This is a genomic window from Corynebacterium sp. LaCa_70, assembly GCF_058182015.1.
Window position 1 is genome coordinate 631,884 of record NZ_CP190914.1, and the last position, 20,403, is coordinate 652,286.

Here is a 20,403-nt window from a genome sequence, read left to right on the forward strand (position 1 = left end):
GAAATACGATGCTGCAGGTGCGGTATTGATTCAGGTGTAGATGAATAAGAAACTCGAGCATTATGTGCGCCGCTATGGCTGGTGGCAGATGGGGATCATAGCCGTGGTGCTGATCATCACGGCCGCGGTGCTTGTCGACGTCTCCCGTGGCAGCGATGACGCTGGTTCGCGGGAGCATGCACGCAGTGCTGCCGGATCCGGCGGTCATGATGGGCACGGCGGACACGAGGAATCGGATGGTGAACTCGGCGCTGGCCCAGATCCCGGCACTGCCTCACGTGCTGAGCTTGGTCTGCGTGAATTACCGGCCGGTGGTACCTATTCTGCCAACGGCAGCGGCGAATTCCGCCCCGTCGGCACGCCCGGCCAGGAGGTTGGCCACGGTGCAGAAAAGACTATTCGTTACACCGTCGAAGTAGAAGAAGGCCTCGATACCGTGCCCTATGGCGGCGATGATGCGATAGCACGCATGGTGGATGCGACACTGGCGGATCCACGTGGCTGGACCTATGACCCAGCTTTTAAATTCGTGCACGTGGGACCGGAAGAAGACCCTGACACCCGCATCCTTTTGGCGTCTGTCACCACCACCGCGGACATGTGTGGGGTGGATTTAGAATTAGAAACCTCGTGCCATACCACCATCACGGGTGGTTCGACGGTATTGCTGAACGAATCCCGGTGGGTGCGTGGCGCCGCCCCGTTCCAAGGCGATTTGGGTGCCTACCGACAATATTTGATTAACCACGAAGTCGGCCACGCTATTGGTTACCCTCATCACCAGGCTTGTACCGGGGAGGGCAACCTCGCGCCGGTAATGATGCAACAAACCATCAGCCTGCAAAATTCGGAACTGTTTCAGTTGAACCCGGAAGAAGTCTATCCGGATAATCCGGATACCTGCCGTCCGAATCCGTGGCCGTATCCTCGCCCGCTTCCCGACGGTGCTGCGCTCGATGCCCTGCACGAACCGGAGAAAGAGACCTAACACTACTCATGCCTGTGCCACCCGATCACGTCTGCGAGGCGTTTCAGACCCCAGCAGAAACCCCGATTCCGCTCGGCCATGCCTGGGATAACGGAACCAAAATTGGTGACATGGTGCTTTCGCAAGCAGCGCCAACTGCCCTGTGGTCCGCCAAAGTGCGCGCCGGGTTATCGGTGGAGGGGGCGCGTGTTGCCCGCCCCATCTTGTCGACGGACGGACGCTACACAGTTGCCGGATGGAAAGCGAGTGCGTGGAGCCAAGGTGAGCTGCTGCGGCGGGTAGACGAAACCGCTTTATTGGGGCTTCGGCTTGCCACTAGTCTGCGGGAAGTCAGTGCGCCGACGGCTAATCGCGATGATATTTTTGCGCGTGCGGAAGCGGCTGCTTGGCAAGAAACCGGTGAGCCTTACCGGGACTTGTCTGCTGATACCGCCTATTGTGTCGGGCATGCGGATTTGTTGGCGGCAACGATTTACCATTACCTGCTGCCGCCGGTGATTGTGGATCTGGTACCGACGGCCGCACCCCGGCCCGTGGGCTATACGTGTGCATTGGCTATTGTCGATGGCCTGGTTGCCGGCGTGGTCGATGATGCAATTTGTGATCGCTTTGCACACATTCGAGACATGGATCAGTTGCTGCTGCGCGCGGTGGCCTATCGTCGGCACGTTAATAACCTGCATCCCGACGCTAAAGCGAACACACGTTCGCATATTAACCGGGTTGAAGACCTTCTCGTGTCACGGGCGTATGCCATGCTGTAGTGCATGACGAGAATACACCCGAACCCGGACGTCAGGCTGGTCGCGCACACCCAGCAAGCTCAACCACGTGAATGGGGCAGGGATCTGCCCGCTAGCGGTCGCTGGAAAGTCACTGGCCCGGCTGGTTCCGGGGTGTCTTCTTTTTTGATAGACACCACCGTCGAGCGCGTCGAGAAGTGTTTAGCGGCGGGGCAGGACCCATCCGGCATCGTCGTGATCGCACCGTCGAAAGAATCCGGGGCGCGGTTGCGGCGGGAATTATCGGAAAGAGTCTCGCATTATTATTCCCAAGGCCCACTGGTGCGTTCCGTCCACTCGGTGGCTTTTGGGCTGTTACGTTTGCTGACAGATTTACCGCTGCGCCTTATCAGCGGTGCAGAACAAGATGCGATGATGCGCGAGATCCTGCGTTTACAGGCAGAAGATTATGCTGCTGCGGGTGCAGAAGTTGTCACTGGCGCGGGGGAGGCTGACGCTGCTGATTCGGCCGGTCCTACTGGTCTGGGCGCTACTGGTTTGGGTACCGCAGGAGGCGCTGCCGAGGCAGGGTCCGTGGACTGGCCCGTCGATGTCCGCCCCGCGTTAACCTACCTTGGTTTTGGGCGGCAATTACGCGATTTTTTATTGCGCGCTGTGGAACGGGGCGTTTCGGCCCAGCAATTAGAAGATCTGGGGCGTCGCTATGATCGGCCGATGTGGACCGCCGCGGCGCAATTCCTCCGGGAATACACGCACATGATGGAGCTGGAAGGCACCTACCGGTTTTCGGCCGCAGAACTCATGGCGGAAGTCTCCCAGAACTTAGATGAGATCCGCGCACTCAGCCCATGGCATACCGTCATCGTTGACGATGCACAGCTGTTGGATCCCACAGCGGGGCAACTGTTGAGTGCTCTTATCGATGGCGCAGAGCTTGCAGTAGTCGGGGGTAACCGAGACCACGCCATTTTTCATTTCCGTGGCGCCAGCAGTGAGTTCTTCGACGAATTCCCAGCAGATCAGTTGGTAGAGCTACGCGCTATGCACCGCAGCCCCACACGGCGAGCGCTCGTGGCCGAATCGTGGACGGATAACACCACGGCGGTGGTTGATGCGGTGCGGCGCCGCCATCTGGACGACGGCGTGGCCTGGTCTGATATCGCCGTGGTGGTCCGTTCCACCGCGGAAATGGGTGGTATTCGCCGTTCGTTATTGGCAGCGGGGGTGCCGGTATACATCAGCCCCACCGATACCGTGCTGGCAGAACAACCCGTCGTGTCGCACCTCTTGCTGGGGATTCGAGCACTGCATGAAGATCTCAGTCGTGCAGAAATAGAACAGTTGGTACTCGGCCCTGTGGGTGGGGCAGATCCTGTGACTTTACGCCGGTTGATTCGTGGTTTGCGCCGGTTTCACCCTCAACAGCGCGGCGTCGATAGCTTGGTGGACTTGCTGGGCAGTGATGCTGAGTTACCAGATTTTGCGGAGCTATTAACGCAACGCGAGATCGATATTTTGCTGCGCATCCGCAGCGTGATCCAAGCAGGCAGGCAAGCGCTGCGGGGTGGAAGCGTCGAAGATGTGCTTTGGGCAGTCTGGGATGCGACGGAGTTATCAGGCAGGCTGTCAGCGACCGCCTTGCGCGGTGGGGCCGCCGGATCGCAGGCGGATAGGGATTTGGACGCGGTGATGACGTTGTTCGATGCCGCAGGCGATTTTGTTGAGCGGCGCCCGGAGGCCTCGGTAGAGACGTTCGTGCAGCATATTACGGAACAAGAATTGCCCACCGGGGTTCGTGAACGGCGTGGTTCGCGCACGGATTCCGTAGAAATTGTGAGTGCGCACGGCACAATCGGACGGGAATGGGACACCGTGGTGGTCAGCGGCGTGCAAGAAGGCAGCTGGCCTGATCTATCTGAGACCGGTTCCCTTTTCGCCCAAGAAGACCTCGTCGATTTCTTGGATGCGGGCATTGATCCCGACGTCTATGTCTCGCATGCGGCAGACCGGTTGGGTGAAGAGCGCCGTTTGTTCCGTGTTGCCACCAGCCGTGCTCGAAGCCAACAGATTGTGACGGCAGTCTATGCTCCGCATGCCGACGAAATCATTGAACCGTCCCGGTTTTTCCATGCGTGGTGCACAAAGTTTGATCTAGTGCCCGAGCAGATCGTTTCTGCTGCCAGCGCACAGGACGAAGATGCAGCCTTACGCGGTGCCGCACAGGAAGCAGGCGAGGCCTATGATGCAGAATCTGGTGCGGATGCTGATTCCGCGGCAGCGCCGGGATCCGGCTCTGCCGTGAGCGGCGTGACGGTGCCGCGCTTGTTGTCTGTGTCATCGGTAGTTGCCGAATTGCGTCGGGTGGTGTGTGACCCGGAAGCCGGTGAACAAGAAACGCAGCAGGCTGCCCGCCAGCTAGCGCGCTTGGCCGCGGCCGGTGTACCGGGGGCAGATCCGGCACAGTGGTGGGCAGCTACCGAAACGGTGGCCGGGGAGATTCCAAGGCCAGCGAAAACACGGTTATCCCCATCACGAATCCAGGGGTTGCTGGATTGTCCAATGCGGGAAGTCGTCGAAAAGCTTGGCGATTCCACAACGACGGATGCGATGCGGAAAGGAACCATGGCGCATGCGTATTTCGAAGCGGTCGGGCACGGCGTGGATGCTGAATGGGCGCAGCTGAAAACCGAAGAAGCCTATCGCAGCGTCTACCACGGCCCAGCCTGGCAACGGCAGCGGGAGCATGAAAATTTCCGTGAATTACTCACACGCAGCAACGCGTGGATTGCCAGTACCCGTGAGGCCTTGGAATTCGTCGGCAGCGAAGTTGATGTCGTTGTCGAAATTGAGCCGGGGCTGAGTATCGTCGGCAGGATCGACCGGTTGGAACACGATGGTTCCGGCAACTACGTCATTGTGGATTTGAAGACGTCGTCCTCATCGCGGTTACCAAGCCAAGCGGATACCGCGAAGAATCCCCAGCTGAGCGCGTACCAACTTGCTCTGAGCAAAGGAAAGCTAGTCGGCGGTGAGAAAGCAGGTGCTGGGCATGCTGCGAATGGCGCGCACCAGGTACGTGTGATCACCGGCGATGGCATGGAAATTGGTCTGGCGATGCTGTTGTACCCACTGGGGCGAACGAATACAGCAGGAACGAGGGAACAAGCCCGTTTGGATGAGGAACAACTACGCGAATTCCACGCGCAACTACCACCACTCATCAATGAACTATCGGGCCCGACGGTAACTGCCCGGCCGTCCGAGAATTGCACTTATTGTTCGTTGCGTTCGGTGTGCCCGGCGCAAGCAGAAGGGGATGTGATCACCAATGTCTAATGAGCTTCAGCAGAATATAGCTCGATCCGAGCAGAATTCGGGGCGATCCGGTGATATCAGCCCGCAGTTGCTTTCGGAAATTCTGGGGCAACGCTTCGCACCCACGAAGCAGCAAGCAGCGATCATCGGCGCAGAACCTGGACCATTGCTGGTGGTCGCCGGTGCCGGAGCCGGTAAAACTGAAACCATGGCAGCACGTGTGGTCTGGTTGGTTGCCAATGGCTATGCGCTGCCGGAAGAGGTACTCGGCCTGACATTCACCCGAAAAGCATCGCAAGAGCTAGCTAAACGTATCCGCGACCGCCTGCAAGTATTACGTGATTCCCCACGGCTGCCGGAAATCGATCCGGATGGGCGTCTGCGTGCGAACCTGGAAACCATCGCTCCACGGGTGTCCACGTATGACTCCTATGCCGGAGATTTGGTGCGTGAATACGGTTTGTTATTACCTGTGGAACCAACCGCTCGGCTGATTACCCAGGCTCATTTGGTCTCGCTCGCACAATCGGTGGTGCGCAATTACGAGGGCACGCTGGAAACCGAGAAAAAAGAATCCAGCATCGTGGACGAGCTGCTGGAGTTGTATAACCGCATGGCTAATAACTTGAGCTTCGCTGAGGATTTTCGGGAATGCGCACGCGCTTTTGCCGAGGTGGAAAACTTGCCACGCGCGCCAAAACAACGAAAAAACCTCAATAAAGACGTCCAAAACTGGATTGCTCGCCAGCAAGTCCGGGTCGACTTTTTGCCACTAATTCAGCAGCTGGAACACGAACTGGTTGAGCGCAATGCGGTGACGTTTACCCAGCAAATGTCTGCTGCAGCCCGCTTAGCTGAGCAACACCCGGCGGTGGGGGCCTCGCAGCGTCGGCAAACAAAAGTTGTCATGCTGGACGAATACCAAGACACCTCGCATGCACAGCGCGTGTTATTGCGCAATCTGTTTGGCACCACCCCACACGAAGGTTTGACCGTGACTGCCGTGGGCGACCCGATGCAGGCAATTTACGGCTGGCGCGGAGCCACTGCAGAAAATCTGGCAATGTTCACTCACGATTTTCCCGTTGCTGCCGAGTCACCCGAAGTTGCTGAGCCACCCGAAGCTAAATCGCCACAGGAGACTGCTGCCGCTACACGCCCGGCTCCAAGCAAGGAACTGACCACTTCCTGGCGTAATCCGTCGACGGTGCTGGATATCGCCAACACTGTCTCCCATGCCGTACTTGGATCAGGCCCAGAGCGCCCGGTTGCACCGCTAGAACCGCGCGCCGGGGCTGGCGCGGGAGTAGTCCGCTTTGGTTATTGGCCAACCGCAGAAGAAGAAATCGATTGGGTTGCCGGAAACCTGGCGGAGAAATACCGCGAGTATCTGTTGCGACGTGAGCATGATCCGGATGCACGGTTTTCCGCGGCCGTGCTGGTGCGCAAAAACAAACAATCCCGCGTGATCGCAGAAGCCCTAGAACAATGCGGTGTGCCCTATGAAGTGGTTGGTTTGGGTGGCCTGCTCGAGATCCCGGAAGTCGCAGACATGATGGCAGTTGCCACCATGCTGATCCGCCCGGAAGATATGGCAGCTGCGTTGCGTATCGTCGCCGGTCCAGCAGTGGGGCTGGGCATGGTGGATATCAAGGCTTTGGCAGCGCGTGCGAAAAACCTGGCTGGCCGCCTGCGTGAGCACGACGATGCAGGTGAGAATGTAGAAGAGGAACCGCAGCTGCCCGAAGATATTTTGGAAGCTCAGCTTGCTGCGGCATTGGAAGAAGAAGCCGACCATACCGTGGGTATCACGGATGCCATTGCAGATCTCGGGGAGCTGGATCGTTATTCCGAGGATGGTCTGGCGCGCATCACCGAATTGTCATCGAAGCTGCGGTACTTGCGCACTTATTGTTTGGGTAAACCTCTCAGCGATTTATTCGCCGACATCATCGAGACCTTCCACCTGCGAACGGAAGTCTTGACGCAGCGGCGCGATGGGGCAGTGCACTTAGATAAGGCCCTGGATGCCATTGCCGAGTTTGATGGAGAGCCGTTGGAAGCGTGGCTGGATTATGCTGAGCTGGCCCGGGAACACGAAGATTCGTTAGCGCCAGGTGAGACGCCGAAGTCGACGAACCGCGTGCAGATCATGACTGCGCACAAAGCGAAGGGGCTGGAATTCTCCTCGGTCTATGTCTGCCACGCTGATACTTCCACCTACAAGGCACAGACCCGGACTTTCTTGACCGATGCCGCGCATACCCCGCATCATGATTGGCCACGGTTGCATGAAGCAGAAGACCGCAAAGAATTCGAAAATAATTGCAAAGAATTCATTGCTGAACAAAAGGCCGTGGATGCGGAAGAAAATGCCCGGTTGTTCTACGTTGCATTGACACGTGCCGAAGATGAGCTGGTTATTACGGGCTCAGAAAAAGATCCCTATGAGCACTTTGCGGAAATGCACCGTTATGCCAGCAAGCGAGCTGCCGAGCTTGCAGAACAAACGGCGGCTGCTCCACACGGTGCTGGTACAAACCATGCTGTTTCCGAACCACCCATACAAATCGTCAATTGGAAACTCGCCACCGACGAACCGGACGAGCCAAACGAATCGGATGTGCCAAGTGATCAACGCTTGTCAGCCAATCAAGACTCGTTAGGCGGGGCTGAAGACAGCAGCATAGAAGACTCCAGTGCAGAAGACGACAGCAGCGAAGACGACACCACAGCACAATTCCCATCGGTGCGCCCACGTGATGAAGTTCGTCGTGGGGCACAGCTGGTGCAGCAAGCGATGGAAGCATTAGGCACGGAAGAAGAGATCCCGGCGCTCGGTGGTGAATTATTTTCGCTGTGGGAACGCGAAACCACTGCACTGATCGAAGAGCACCAGGCTTTGGCAGCTCCTGTGGTCGATGTGGAAATCCCTGGCGAGCTTACCGCTTCGGAATTAGTCGCACTGCGCGATAATCCAACCCAATTTGCACGCAGGCAGCGTCGCCCAGTGCCGTTTAAACCTAATGCCTATGCCAAACGTGGTACTGCTTTCCACCAATGGATCGAAGACCGATACGGCGCCAACGCAATCTTGGATGAAACTGAGCTTCCAGGAAACGAGGAAACCGTCGAAGCGGACTTCGAAAAACTGAAAGAAGCATTCCTCGCTAGTGCGTGGGCAGATAAAACGCCGACGAATGTTGAGCAAGGCTTCGAATTCAGCCTGGGTACGTCCGTGGTGCGCGGACGCATGGACGCTGTTTTCGACATGGGGCAGTATTGGATGGTCGTCGACTGGAAAACCGGCAGGCCACCGCAGGGAGAACAGATGCGTTCGGCAGTTATCCAGTTATCGGTCTATCGTGAAGCATGGCAGCGCATCAGCGGTACTGATAAACCAGTGCGTGCAGCGTTCCACTACATCATGGATAATTACACCTTCGAACCGAAACAACTACCGGACGCCGACGAGCTCGCGACCATGCTCGAACGCGAAAATAGACCAGACGGCACTGGTCATAGCGATTCCAAAGGAAACTAGAGAACACAACAATGCGTGGAAAAATCAGAGCGAAGCTCCAGCGGTTTGAGCTGACTTCGTTGCCGAACTACGCCTTAGAGGATGTCATTCACATCCCCGAAGGCATGCGGACGCACCCGTTTTTCCTGATCCTGCGCCGATTCATGCTGGCAGCAGCTATCGTTTTTGCCATCGCCGCTGTCGTCTATATCGGGCAAGACGGTTACAACGAGAAGCTCAATCTCATCGACGCGTTGTATTATTCGACTATTTCGCTGACCACCACAGGGTATGGCGATATTGTTCCGGTGAGCACCGGGGCGCGGTTGACCAATATCATCCTGGTTACCCCAGCCCGGCTCGCCTTCCTGATTTTGCTCGTGGGCACGACGTTGTCGGTGCTGACGGAGCGCTCACGCAAAACCTTCCAGATTCAACAATGGAGAAAGCACGTGCACGACCACACAATCATCATTGGCTTTGGCACGAAGGGACAATCCGCGATGCAAACTTTGCTGGATGATGGCACGAGGGCTCGCGATATCGTCGTCGTGGACCCGGATCGTTCCTGCTTGCGTGTTGCCGAGGCACAAGAAATAGTGACTGTGCAAGGTTCTGGCACGAAATCTGATGTGTTGAAAATCGCCGGTATCGAGCGTGCAAAAACCGTTGTTGTGGCCACCAACAGCGATGACACCAACGTGTTGGCGACATTGTCTGCGCGTGAAATGAATAAGAGAGCAAAAATCTCGGCAGCTGTCCGCGAGATCGAAAACCGGCACTTATTGTTGCAATCCGGGGCGAATTCCACGGTGGTCTCCTCTGAAACTGCCGGGCGTTTGTTGGGCTTGTCGACGAGCACACCGTCGGTGGTCAAGATCATGGATGATTTACTCTCGCCGTCGGCAGGGTTTTCTATCGCCGAGCGACCCGTTGCCAAGTACGAGATCGGGGCGAACCCACGACACTTGTCAGACATCGTGCTCAGCGTGATCCGCAACGACCGCATCTACCGCGTCGATATGGACGAAACCCTGGAGCTGCATAGCCAAGACCGGCTGCTGTATATCCGCAAAAGCGATGAAGCCGAGCGCAAAAAGCAGAATGAAAAACACGAGATGGGACGCGCTGGCGCCAAGGCGAAACCGGCCAAAGAAAAGCCATCCAGAGAAACCAAAATCAGAGAATCGATCGATGGTACCTGGGATTGCCACGGCCGCCACATCGATGAACAACGCGAGATGAAAGAACAACAATCCGGCGAGAACGCGTAAAGGAAAACCCATGGTGAACCTGGAAGTGCTTGACGACGACCAGCGTGCCGCAGCCACAGCTCCACGAGGACCGGTTGCGATCATCGCCGGTGCCGGGACTGGGAAAACCCGCACCATCACCTATCGCATCGCACACCTGATTGACCAGGGATTCGCTACCACCAACAGCGTTTTAGCACTGACCTATACTTCCCGTGCAGCCGGCGAGATGCGGGACCGCCTGGCCAGCATGAATATCGGTGGAGTGCAGGCAATGACTTTCCACGCCGCGGCGCTGCGCCAACTCCGCTATTTTTGGCCGCAAATTGCTGGAGATCTGAAGTGGAAAATTCTCGACAGTTCGTTTCCGGTGGTAGCCCGTGCTGCCCGCTCTGTGACGAATACCCCGAGCAAAGACACCATTCGCGATTTGCTCAATGAGATCGAATGGGCAAAATCAAGCTTGCTAGGCGCCGACGGCTATGCCGCATACGTCGATAGCATTTCCCGGACTCCACCCCTGCCAGCGGAACAAGTCGCGGAAGTTTATCGTCGCTATGAGCAGCTGAAAACCAACGACGAAGGCATGCACCTGGATTTTTCCGACCTCTTGTTGCATGTCGCTGGTGCCATGGAAAACGCTCCGGCGGTGGCAGAGGAATTCCGGGAACGCTACCGCACATTCGTCGTTGACGAGTACCAGGACGTCACGCCCCTGCAGCAGCGTGTGTTGGAAGGCTGGCTGGGAGACCGTGATGACCTCACCGTTGTTGGTGATGCAAACCAGACGATTTATTCGTTTACCGGGGCAACCCCGCAGTATTTGTTGGACTTTCCACGCCATTTCGACAACGCGCACGTCGTCAAGCTGCAGCGCGATTACCGCTCGACCCCACAGGTTACGGGTCTGGCGAACCAGGTCATCGGTGCCGCGCAAGGTCGCATCGCGGGTACGCGCTTGGAGCTACAGGGTATGCGTGAACCGGGGCCGGAGCCGACGTTTCAGGAATATGAATCCGATCCGGTGGAAGCCCGCGAGATCGCCGGGGAAATCCTCACTTTGATGGAACAAGGCGTTCCGGCCAAAGAAATTGCCGTGCTCTACCGCATTAATGCGCAATCCGCAGTGCTGGAACAAGCTCTTGCCGACGCCGGTATCGCCTACCAGGTTCGCGGAGGCGCCAGCTTTTTCGATAACCGAGTCATCCTGGATGCCATACAGCAGTTGATTCGGGCGAACCTGAAACCTAATTTGCCGCCGGATCCAGTCGCGATTACCCGCGCTGCCTTGGCCCCGCTAGGTTATTCTGCCCAAGAACCCGATGGCGCCCAGGAACGAGAGCGCTGGCAACTGTTGCGGGCATTGGTGGATCTTGTCGAAGAGATTGTGCAGATGCGCGATACCGATTCTTTGGAAGTTGTCCTGGGAGAGCTGCGGCGCCGCGCCGCGGATAAACAGCCGCCGACCGTCGATAGCGTGACGTTGGTGACCTTGCACGCTGCCAAGGGTCTGGAATGGGATGCGGTCTTTTTGGCGGGCCTGACTGAAGGCTTGTTGCCTTTTCGCTACGCGATTGATGCCGGTGACGAGCAGATCGAGGAAGAACGGCGCCTGTTTTATGTCGGCATTACCCGCGCCCGGAAGCACCTGGCGTTGTCGTGGGCACCGGCCCGGCAAGAAGGTGGGCGGGCTAGCCGTAAGCGCACGAGGTTTCTTGACGGGCTCGTCGCGGCATCGCAGGCTGAAGAACCATCTGCGGCGCGAGTGCGGAAGACGAAAAAATGCCGGGTGTGTAAACAAGCGCTGACTACTCCCGGCGAGAAAGTCGTCGGCAGGCATACTGAGTGTGAATCTCCCGGAAATGAGGAATTATTCGTGCAGCTGCGCGGCTGGCGGGCACGAGTAGCCAAAGAGGAACAGGTTCCTGCGTACATCATTTTTTCCGATGCCACCCTGCAAGCCGTCAGCGAAGCACTACCGATGACGGTGGATGAACTCTACGCCATCAGTGGGATAGGTCGGAAGAAAGCCCAGCTGTTTGGCCAGGACTTATTGGATATCGTCCGCCAGTATGCATAAAGCACTCCGGGCACCGCGGGTGGTTATCGATAATGCGCTGTTGTGGGCGGGCATAAGGATCTAATTCGTAGAGCTCGCCCGGGTGCAGCCGGTGCGGTAGGGCACCAGGCGGCGGGCTCAGCCCGTAGAGCGTTTCCAATACCACGATGACCTGCGCGATGGCGAGATGCGCCGCTGCGGTAGGGAAGTGGTGTCCTGCCTGTGAGGGTTGTGTGGTGCCTTGGCGTAAGCCTTGTGCCGCGGCATGCCACGTGGGATCCCGGTCCGTGCGATGCAATTCCATGCACAGCGGGCACGGACCCACACCGTCGACATGAATGGGGCCGACCACGCTGGTGGCATCGATGAGTGATACGGGAATCCAGGTGCGAGCTAGCGATAACAACATCGGCGAAAGGCCCGTGGTATCTGCGAGCTTATCCACGATGACCAACGGGATATTGTTGTCTTTCGCATTTTGCATGCTGAGGTAGGTTTCTTCTGGTTCGCCCGGAAGCGGAGATCGGACCAGAAAATTGGCCTCGGCCAGGCTATTGCGCACCATTGTTGCCAGCGGGCTGGTTCCGAATACTATGACGGGCTTGGGCGCTGCCGATCGGATAATGCCGTAGGCCAGCAAGTCATCAAATAAGCTATGTGCTGCGGATTGGCCAAGGTCCGCGTAGTGGGATGCCATGGAAAAATCCTCGCGGCTAAAAACGCGAGGAAGTTGGTGCAGGCCCGCTGCGAACGCATCGGGCCGTGCGGTTTCGATGATGCCTACACGGGTGGAATCAACACCGAATTGCAGGCAGTGTTCATCTCGTTGGACAACGCGCACACCAGGTGCGAAATAAAACCGGTGTTGCTCGCCTCCCATACAAATCCCCCCCCCGAGAGTTTGTGCGGCGTAACTTAGACCATATTCAGATTAACGCGAGCTGCTAACGCTCGTCATCAGAATCACCTGAGTCGTGCGAATCAGCGTCGGTACCAGTGTTCTCACTGCCGCTTTCACCGCCGCCTTCACTGCTGCCCTCACTGCGCAGCATTTCTTCCAGTTTGGCGAACTCCGCCTCAAATTCCTGGTCACCGCTTTCATCCAGTAAACCATCGATAAAGGCAGCTGGGTTATCCAGGTGCTCAGGCTGCGGCAAAAAGTCCGGGTGCTCCCATACCGAATCGCGCCGATCCACGCCGACCGCAACGGTAGAGCGGCGCCACAACTCGGCAGCGTCACTCACCCGTGGTGCGCTGAGCTCAATGCCGACGACCTTTTCGAAGGCTTGTTCTGCAGAACCACCGGAGGCCCGACGACGTCGCCACGCTTCTGCCATGGCCTGGGTGGATGGAATGCGATCCTGCAAGGCTTCACCAACGACGAATTCCACCCAGCCTTCGATCAACGCCAGCAAGGTTTCTAAGCGGGCCACCGCAGCGGTATTCCGCGAGGTAATCCGTGGCGATAGATCCATACCCTGCAAATTCTGCATGGCATCCTGAATTGATTGGGGATCCCCAGATTCCAGGTTGAGGTCGCGAGCGGCTTCTTCAATATGACTGGTGTCAATGACCAAACCGACCGCATATTCTTCTACCGATGAGACCAAACGCTCACTCAACCACGGCACGTGCTTAAACAGGCGTTGGCGCGCGACTTCCCGGGCAGCGATATAGACCAGTACCTCTTGGCCTTTCACGTTAAGATCGCGGGCGATGGACTGGATATTGTGCGGCAACACGGCCGTGGTGCCGCTGGGGGCCACCGGCAAGCCGAAGTCCGAACCAGTCAGAGCCTGTTTTGCCAGGTCACCTAATGCGTGGCCCAATTGCATGCCAAAGTTCATGCCAGAAAGTTGGCTCATCATATTCGACATGGGGCCCATCATCTGTCGAGCTTCTTCCGGCATGGATTCCAGCTGGGCTTCGTTCATGTGTTTCGCTACGGGATCGACAAAGCGCTTCCACATTGGAATCGTCTGCTGCAACCAATCCTCTGCGTTCCAGGCGGAGATGCGGTTGTTGGCCGTCGGCAAGTCAGTGGCGTCGTCTAACCAGAGTTCTGCCAGCCGGGCTGCTTCTTCCACCGCGGTGGTGTCTTGGGTGGAAATTTTCGATGCAGATTTGATCTGCTGGCCGGCAATACGCTTGGCCATGTCGTAATTAACGGGGGAGTCGTCGTTGCTGTTATTCATCGACGAACCCATGCCAGACAGCATCTGGCCGAATTGGTTCAGCATATCGCCAAGGCCGCCGGGACCACCGCCACGGCCGTTGTGGTTCCGGTCATCGTCGTCATCACCGTTGCCACTAGTGGGAAAGGAAAATCCGAATCCGTTAGTCATGTCTCCAACCTACAGAACATGGTGGCGCGTGTGCTTGCGTCGGGCGCGGAAAAGCACAACGCTGTGAGCGAACAGGGTAGTCTTTGAGGGGTGAATGACGCTGTAGATTCCCGCACGGAGAACACTCCCCGAACGGGCAACGCCGGCAAGAAGAAAACACCGCGCGTAAGCCAGGTCGCGCTTGGTGCCATCCCCGTCGTGATTGTGGGCGGATTGGTCAGCATGGATCATATTCCCGGTACCAATATCTCTCTGGCCGTGCCGTATGCCGCTGAGGGCAAGGGGCCGACGTTTAATACCTTGAGCGATGTCAGTGGCACACCTGTTGTCGACGTCGACGCCGGCGAGCAGTATGAGGTGGATGAAAACCCCGCCGGAAACCTCAATATGACGACTGTCTCCGTGCGCACAAACATGACGGTGGTGCAGGCGTTCGGGCGTTGGATCGGCTCGGATGACACTATTGTTCCGATTGAAAAGATTTATCCGCCGGGTACGGATCGTGAGCAATTCCAGGAACAAAACCAAGCAGCGTTTACGGCATCGGAGGACGCTGCGACCGTGGCCGCGATGAATTACCTGGATATTCCGACAAGTACTGCGATTGCCCAGGTGCTCGATATTTCTGCTGGCAGCGAGCAGCTTGCCGACGGCGATGTGCTCGTGAAAGTCGATGGCCGTGAGGTGACTGCACCCGAGGATGTGCAAAGCGCGGTGCGTTCGCATCAGCCGGGTGAGACGATCCGTCTGGAGTTCGAGCGTGACGGCGAGAAGCACGATGAAGATATCGAATTGCTGGAAAACCCTCATGCAGCAGGCGAAGCACTGTTGGGGATTACTATGACTTCAGTGCCGGATGCGGATATCGATGTGACGTATAACCTGCAGGATGTTGGTGGGCCGTCGGCGGGCATGATTTTTTCCTTGGCCGTCATCGATAAACTCAGCGAAGGCGATCTCACCGGCGGAAAGTTTGTCGCAGGCACGGGAACTATTGCCGCGAACGCGCAGGTGGGGCCCATTGGCGGAATCGCCCACAAGGTGGCGAAATCGCATGAAGTTGGTGCGGAACTGTTTTTGGCGCCCGCGGAAAATTGTGCGGAAGCCACCAGTGTGGACCATGGCGATATGGTCATCGCGAAGGTCAATACCCTGGACGACGCCATCGCTGCGATGGAGGCTTTTGCCCAGGGCAAGGATGTCGAAACCTGTGCGGTTGAGCTCTAGTTAGCTCATGTCGAGCTGTGGTTAGCTCACCAGGCCTAGCTCTTTAATCTTCTGTTCTGGTTCTTCGGCATCAGCCGAGATCATATGCTGCATGACCAGGCCGGACTCGGTGTTCACCACCGTGATGATCGCGGTGGATCCCAAAGAAGACCAACCCACGACGCGCTCGCCGGAATCGTCCACGACTTGCGAGGTACGTAGTTCGGTTAACGTCTGCAGTGTGGACACTGCCTTGGATTTCGATTCGGTGAATTGGAACTGCCCGACGGATCCGGTGCAGTTGTAATAGCTTTGCATGCCGACGGCTTCGCAGGAGTCGAATTCTTCGAATAGCGAGCGCGGAACCAGGTCACCAAAAATCTCGTAGGCGTTTTCTACTGATTCCGGCAGCTCAGCGGAGTTGTTAGCTTGGGTTGACCGCGCCGACGTCGTAGTCGGGGTTGCCGATTTGTCTGCGGCAACTCCTGCACTGGTTGCGGCTGAACTGGCGTCGCCAGAGGCGCTGGTGGTGGCACTAGTAGAAGAAGCACCGGTGGTTGTGCTGCTTGCCGACGTGCTGCTGCTGGTGGTGGTTTCGCTACTGGAAGCACTGCTGGTCGACGTTGCCGTCGTGGTAGAAGTACCTGGTTGCGCCGATTTATCGGTGCTGCCCTCATCAGAAGCGCACGCTACGAGTACTAGTGGTAGGGCTGCGGTGGCAGCTAGGGTGGCGGCTCGTGTGGTGAACGTGCGAGCAGAAAACATGGCGGACACGAAAACTCCCGGGTTCGGCAAAGTTTCAACCTTTTGTTGAGACTATTGAGACTCTAGAGTACGTCATAGCCGTTCTGGTCGAGCCCATGCCGCAATGCAGCAATAACTCCTGGAGCAATTCCTGGGCCACCGCGCAGCTGGATATCATCTTCGGCGAATGGGCCGGCGTCGGCAAGCTCTTTTTCGGTAGGGCGCAGTTGCAATAAGGTTTGCTCGATACCTTCTGGTTCTGCGGTATGCGCAGTGTCCGAATGAACAGTGCCAGCACTTCCATCATCGGAGTCGTCGGCAAGCAAGTCGTCGACAACTAGAGCAGAATCATTGGTGGCGGCAAAATCGTGCCGAATCACGCCCGAGAACAAACGCGCAGGCCGCGGGGAAGAATCCCGTGAATCTGCGGTGTCTTTGAACTTGATTTCTTGGGCTAAAACCGCACCGACGACATTGTCCGGCCAGATAACCCGCGAGACATAGTCGGCAAGGTGCTCGGAGCCTGGCTCGATATTGCTAGGCAGATCGTCTTGGACAACGAGGGTTAGCGGAGAATCGTCGTCGACATCCACGGCATGCTGGGCCAATAACTGGGTTGGTACCAACGCAAACAGGGTCGGTGGGCAATCCCAGCCCTCGGGGTGAATGAAGTCGACGGCTTCCATCATCGCGCGATTGAGCATTGGCTGGGTTATCTGCTGCTTATTCATCAGAAATCAATCCTTGTGGTTCGATGCGGTTTGATCGGCTGGTTCTTTTGTTTCGGCCTACTATTGCCTAAGCTAGATCACTATAACGCTTTCCATTTTTCGATAATTTTAAAGGAGTTGGACTTGGCTGGCAGCCTTAACCAACCGTCAACTAATCTGCGTAAGCCGCCGCGCATCTTGTCGTGGTTCGTGGGCATTATCGTGGTGCTCTTCGCGTTCGGCCCGCTCGCGGTGTCACTGTATACCGACTGGCAGTGGTTTGGTGAGGTTGATTTCCGCGGGGTGTACACGACCGCGATCATCACCCGCATCATTTTGTTTTTTGCCTTCGGTATTATCGCTGGGCTTGTGACCTTCCTGGTCGGTTGGCTCACGTGGAAAAACCGTCCGAGCGATGTCTCAATGGCAGATATGAACTCGCCGGTGTATCAGTACCGCGATTCTATTGCCGCGACGATGCGCAAGTTCCTCTACGGCGCACCGATCGTCATTGCGATTGCAGCAGGATTCATGGGCCAGGCCTACTGGCGCACCGTCCTGCTGTTTTTGAATGGCGGTGATTTTGGCCGTGAAGATGCAGAATTTGGTATGGATCTAGGCTTTTATGCCTTTAACTTACCGCTGCTGAATATTCTGGTGTCCTCGCTGAGTGTGCTGCTGATCGTCAGCTTCTTGGTGTCGCTGGTGGGCTCCTACATTTTGGGTGGTATCCGCGTTGGCAGCCAGGCGGCAGGCGTGAAGGGATCGGTATCGAAGCCCGCACGTATTCAGCTGGCCGTCATTGCGGGTCTGTGGATGTTGGTCCAGGTTGCTAGCTATTTCTTGGATCGCTACACGATTTTGTTCAACCAGCACGATATTTTCGCTGGTGCATCGTTTACCAACCTGCATGCGGATTTGCCAGCCAAAATCATTTTGATCGTGGTTTCTGCGTTGGTGGCGGTGGCATTTTTCATGGCTATCGTGATCAAGGATCTGCGCATCCCGGGGCTGGCTGTGGTGCTGATGCTGGTGACCTCCATCGCTGTCGGTACCGCGTGGCCGATGTTGATGGAGCAGTTCTCCGTGCAGCCGAACCGCGCGTTGAAAGAAGCGCAGTCGATTGAACGCAATATCGATGCCACCCGCTTCGCCTACAACATCGACGAAACCAACGTGGAGTATGAGACCAACTGGGGCGCGGGGGACGTTTCTGACGACGACGTCGCTGCGGATGAAAACACGATTTCCAACCTTCGTTTGCTGGATCCAGACATTCTGGCACCAACCTTTACCCAGCAACAGCAGTTGCGTAACTTCTACGGTTTCCCGGATGTGCTGTCCATGGACCGCTATGAGATCGACGGCGAACAACGCGATTTCGTCGTGGCTGCTCGTGAGCTGGATCCTAATGCACTGCGGGAAAACCAGCGTTCCTGGATCAACCGCCACACGGTGTATACCCATGGCAACGGTTTTGTTGCGGCACAGGCTAACACCATTAACGAGGCTGCAGAATCCGCTGGTTCTACCCGTGGTGGTTTCCCGGTATATACGGTTTCTGACTTGCAGACCTTGGCTTCCCGGGCTGAGGACGAAGATGCCGAAGAACTCGGCATCAAGGTGGATCAGCCGCGTGTGTACTACGGTCCTGTGATTGCTTCGGCCGACGATGGGCTGGATTATGCGATTGTCGGCAGCAACGGCAATGACGTGGAATATGACACTGATAATTCGTCGTATACCTATACCGGCGAAGGTGGAGTTGGCATTGGGAACTGGTTCTCTCGTGCGATCTATGCCGCGAAATACCAGGAGATGAACTTCCTGCTCTCGGATCGCGTTGGTGCGGAATCGAAGATTTTGTATGACCGTGACCCGCGTGCCCGCGTCGAAAAGGTCGCCCCGTGGTTGACTACTGATTCCCACACCTACCCGGCGGTGATTGACGGCAAGATCAAATGGATTGTAGATGGGTACACCACCCTGGATGCGATGCCATATAGCACGGAAATGTCGTTGTCGCAGGCTACTCGCGACGCGCTGAACCCAGAGGGCACGGAGCAGCGCCTGATTAATGATCGCATTGGCTATATCCGGAACTCGGTGAAAGCCACCGTGGATGCTTACGACGGCACCGTGGAGCTCTATGAGTTTGATACGGAGGATCCAGTACTGGATGCGTGGCGCGGGGTATTCCCGGACACCGTGAAGGATGAATCCGAGATTTCTGACGAGTTGCGTTCGCACTTCCGCTACCCAGAGGACATTTTCAAGGTGCAGCGTAACCTGCTGGCCCGCTACCACGTGGATGACCCAGGGGTGTACTTCTCCAACGACGCCTTCTGGTCGGTTCCACTGGACCCAACCCAGCCGGAATCCCAAGAATTGCCGCAGCCTCCGTATTACGTGATGGCCGCGGACCCAGAAAACCCGGACAAGTCCAGCTTCCAGATGGTGACGCCATTCCGTGGTCTGGAGCGTGAATTCCTCTCGGCACATATGACGGTAACGTCTGATCCGGATAACTACGGTGACATCACCGTGCGGGTGCTGCCGACGAACACGCAGACGCAGGGTCCGCGCCAGGCGCAGGATGCGATGATGTCGTCTGACCAGGTCGCGCGTGACCGCGGTCTGTGGGAGCGCACCAACGAGCTGTACAACGGTAACCTGCTAACTTTGCCGGTCGGCGGCGGTGAGATTCTTTACTTGGAGCCGATTTACGCAGAGCGTAAGGACCAGGACTCGGCCTTCCCGAAGTTGCTGCGTGTTCTGGTTTCGTACAAGGGCCGCATTGGTTATGCGCCAACCATCGGTGAGGCACTGGAGCAGGTAGGCATTGACTCCCAGGCAGCGCAGGATATTGATCTGGTCGACGGCGATGGTGCTGCCTCGAGCGACGACGGCGATGCAGATTCGGCAGATAGGGCGGAGTCTTCTGCTTCTGGTTCGGATGATGATGCCGACAGTGGCCGTGATTCTTCTGGGCGTTCCGGCCCAACTCCGCCGGCGAGTGGTGACGGCGTCGGTGCCATTAACGATGCGCTCCGGGAGTTAGAGAAAGCACGTGATGGTTCCTTCGAGGAATACGGACGCGCACTGGATCGATTGGATCGGGCGGTAGAAAACTACCAGTCGCAGAACTAAGGTTCATCGATCTAGAGCCAGTACAACGCCGATAATCCCGCTGTGCGCCCAGCGTACAGTGGGATTTGGCATATCTAGCGATGGTATGTATAGTTACATGATGTCAGCGAGCGAGAGATCGCAAAGGCGAAAGCTTTAAGCTGGCAGGTGAATTGAATATCATCCGACGCGGGGTGGAGCAGCTCGGTAGCTCGCTGGGCTCATAACCCAGAGGTCGCAAGTTCGAATCTTGTCCCCGCTACCAATATTCAACGGATTCCCCAGTGGTGCTTAGCGCCGCTGGGGATTCTTCGTATGCGGGCTTCCTTGGATTCGGGGGTCGTATAACCCTTTAACCCGATGACATGGCGTCTTATCTGTGATGTAT

The 20,403-nt window shown here is 56.9% G+C and carries 12 protein-coding genes and 1 tRNA gene; 9 read left to right on the plus strand and 4 right to left on the minus strand.

The features are described from left to right. The first annotated feature begins 40 nt into the window (after positions 1 to 40). Genes ACP8MI_RS02890 through ACP8MI_RS02915 form a run of 6 tightly spaced genes read left to right on the plus strand, consistent with a single transcriptional unit; the run spans position 41 to position 11,902 of the window. Positions 41 to 988: a DUF3152 domain-containing protein gene (locus ACP8MI_RS02890; protein WP_249606393.1), complete on the plus strand. Its 948-nt coding sequence runs from the start codon at positions 41 to 43 to the stop codon at positions 986 to 988. Positions 989 to 996: 8 nt separating this feature from the next. Further along, positions 997 to 1,752 carry a hypothetical protein gene (locus tag ACP8MI_RS02895; protein ID WP_018121009.1) on the plus strand — a complete coding sequence of 252 codons (756 nt, stop codon included), beginning with the start codon at positions 997 to 999 and terminating at the stop codon, positions 1,750 to 1,752. Between the two features lie 3 nt (positions 1,753 to 1,755). Continuing rightward, a complete protein-coding gene (locus ACP8MI_RS02900; protein WP_249606394.1) occupies positions 1,756 to 5,067 on the plus strand; it encodes an ATP-dependent DNA helicase in 3,312 nt (1,103 codons plus the stop codon). Next, entirely contained in the window at positions 5,060 to 8,590 is a 3,531-nt protein-coding gene (locus ACP8MI_RS02905) for an ATP-dependent helicase (protein ID WP_284590002.1), read from the plus strand. Before ACP8MI_RS02900 ends, ACP8MI_RS02905 begins: the two co-directional genes overlap by 8 nt. A gap of 11 nt (positions 8,591 to 8,601) precedes the next feature. Next, positions 8,602 to 9,843: a potassium channel family protein gene (locus ACP8MI_RS02910; protein WP_249606395.1), complete on the plus strand. Its 1,242-nt coding sequence runs from the start codon at positions 8,602 to 8,604 to the stop codon at positions 9,841 to 9,843. Positions 9,844 to 9,853: 10 nt separating this feature from the next. Then, the gene (locus ACP8MI_RS02915) at positions 9,854 to 11,902 is read left to right on the plus strand and encodes an ATP-dependent DNA helicase UvrD2 (protein ID WP_284590001.1); all 2,049 of its coding nucleotides are present in this window, start codon (positions 9,854 to 9,856) and stop codon (positions 11,900 to 11,902) included. Here the strand turns inward: ACP8MI_RS02915 and ACP8MI_RS02920 are convergent. Continuing rightward, positions 11,829 to 12,761, minus strand: a complete 933-nt coding sequence (locus tag ACP8MI_RS02920; protein ID WP_284590000.1) for a hypothetical protein — start codon at positions 12,759 to 12,761, stop codon at positions 11,829 to 11,831. The two genes, ACP8MI_RS02915 and ACP8MI_RS02920, sit on opposite strands and share 74 nt — an antisense overlap. A gap of 64 nt (positions 12,762 to 12,825) precedes the next feature. Continuing rightward, positions 12,826 to 14,226: a zinc-dependent metalloprotease gene (locus ACP8MI_RS02925; RefSeq protein WP_284589999.1), complete on the minus strand. Its 1,401-nt coding sequence runs from the start codon at positions 14,224 to 14,226 to the stop codon at positions 12,826 to 12,828. 90 nt (positions 14,227 to 14,316) lie between these two features. On the opposite strand from ACP8MI_RS02925, the gene ACP8MI_RS02930 reads away from it, so the two are divergent. Next, positions 14,317 to 15,453 carry a YlbL family protein gene (locus tag ACP8MI_RS02930; RefSeq protein WP_174232090.1) on the plus strand — a complete coding sequence of 379 codons (1,137 nt, stop codon included), beginning with the start codon at positions 14,317 to 14,319 and terminating at the stop codon, positions 15,451 to 15,453. Between the two features lie 21 nt (positions 15,454 to 15,474). On the opposite strand, the gene ACP8MI_RS02935 is transcribed toward ACP8MI_RS02930, so the two are convergent. Both ACP8MI_RS02935 and ACP8MI_RS02940 read right to left on the minus strand, forming a co-directional pair. Continuing rightward, positions 15,475 to 16,227 carry a beta-N-acetylglucosaminidase gene (locus tag ACP8MI_RS02935; protein WP_337891867.1) on the minus strand — a complete coding sequence of 251 codons (753 nt, stop codon included), beginning with the start codon at positions 16,225 to 16,227 and terminating at the stop codon, positions 15,475 to 15,477. Positions 16,228 to 16,259: 32 nt separating this feature from the next. Beyond that, positions 16,260 to 16,907: a PPA1309 family protein gene (locus tag ACP8MI_RS02940; RefSeq protein WP_201809109.1), complete on the minus strand. Its 648-nt coding sequence runs from the start codon at positions 16,905 to 16,907 to the stop codon at positions 16,260 to 16,262. A 123-nt stretch (positions 16,908 to 17,030) separates the two neighbouring features. Between ACP8MI_RS02940 and ACP8MI_RS02945 the strand changes: the two genes are divergently transcribed. Both ACP8MI_RS02945 and ACP8MI_RS02950 read left to right on the plus strand, forming a co-directional pair. Then, complete coding sequence (locus ACP8MI_RS02945) at positions 17,031 to 20,036, plus strand: UPF0182 family protein (protein WP_018121019.1); 3,006 nt, start codon at positions 17,031 to 17,033, stop codon at positions 20,034 to 20,036. A 167-nt stretch (positions 20,037 to 20,203) separates the two neighbouring features. Then, positions 20,204 to 20,280, plus strand: a tRNA-Met gene (locus ACP8MI_RS02950). Positions 20,281 to 20,403: the final 123 nt, after the last annotated feature.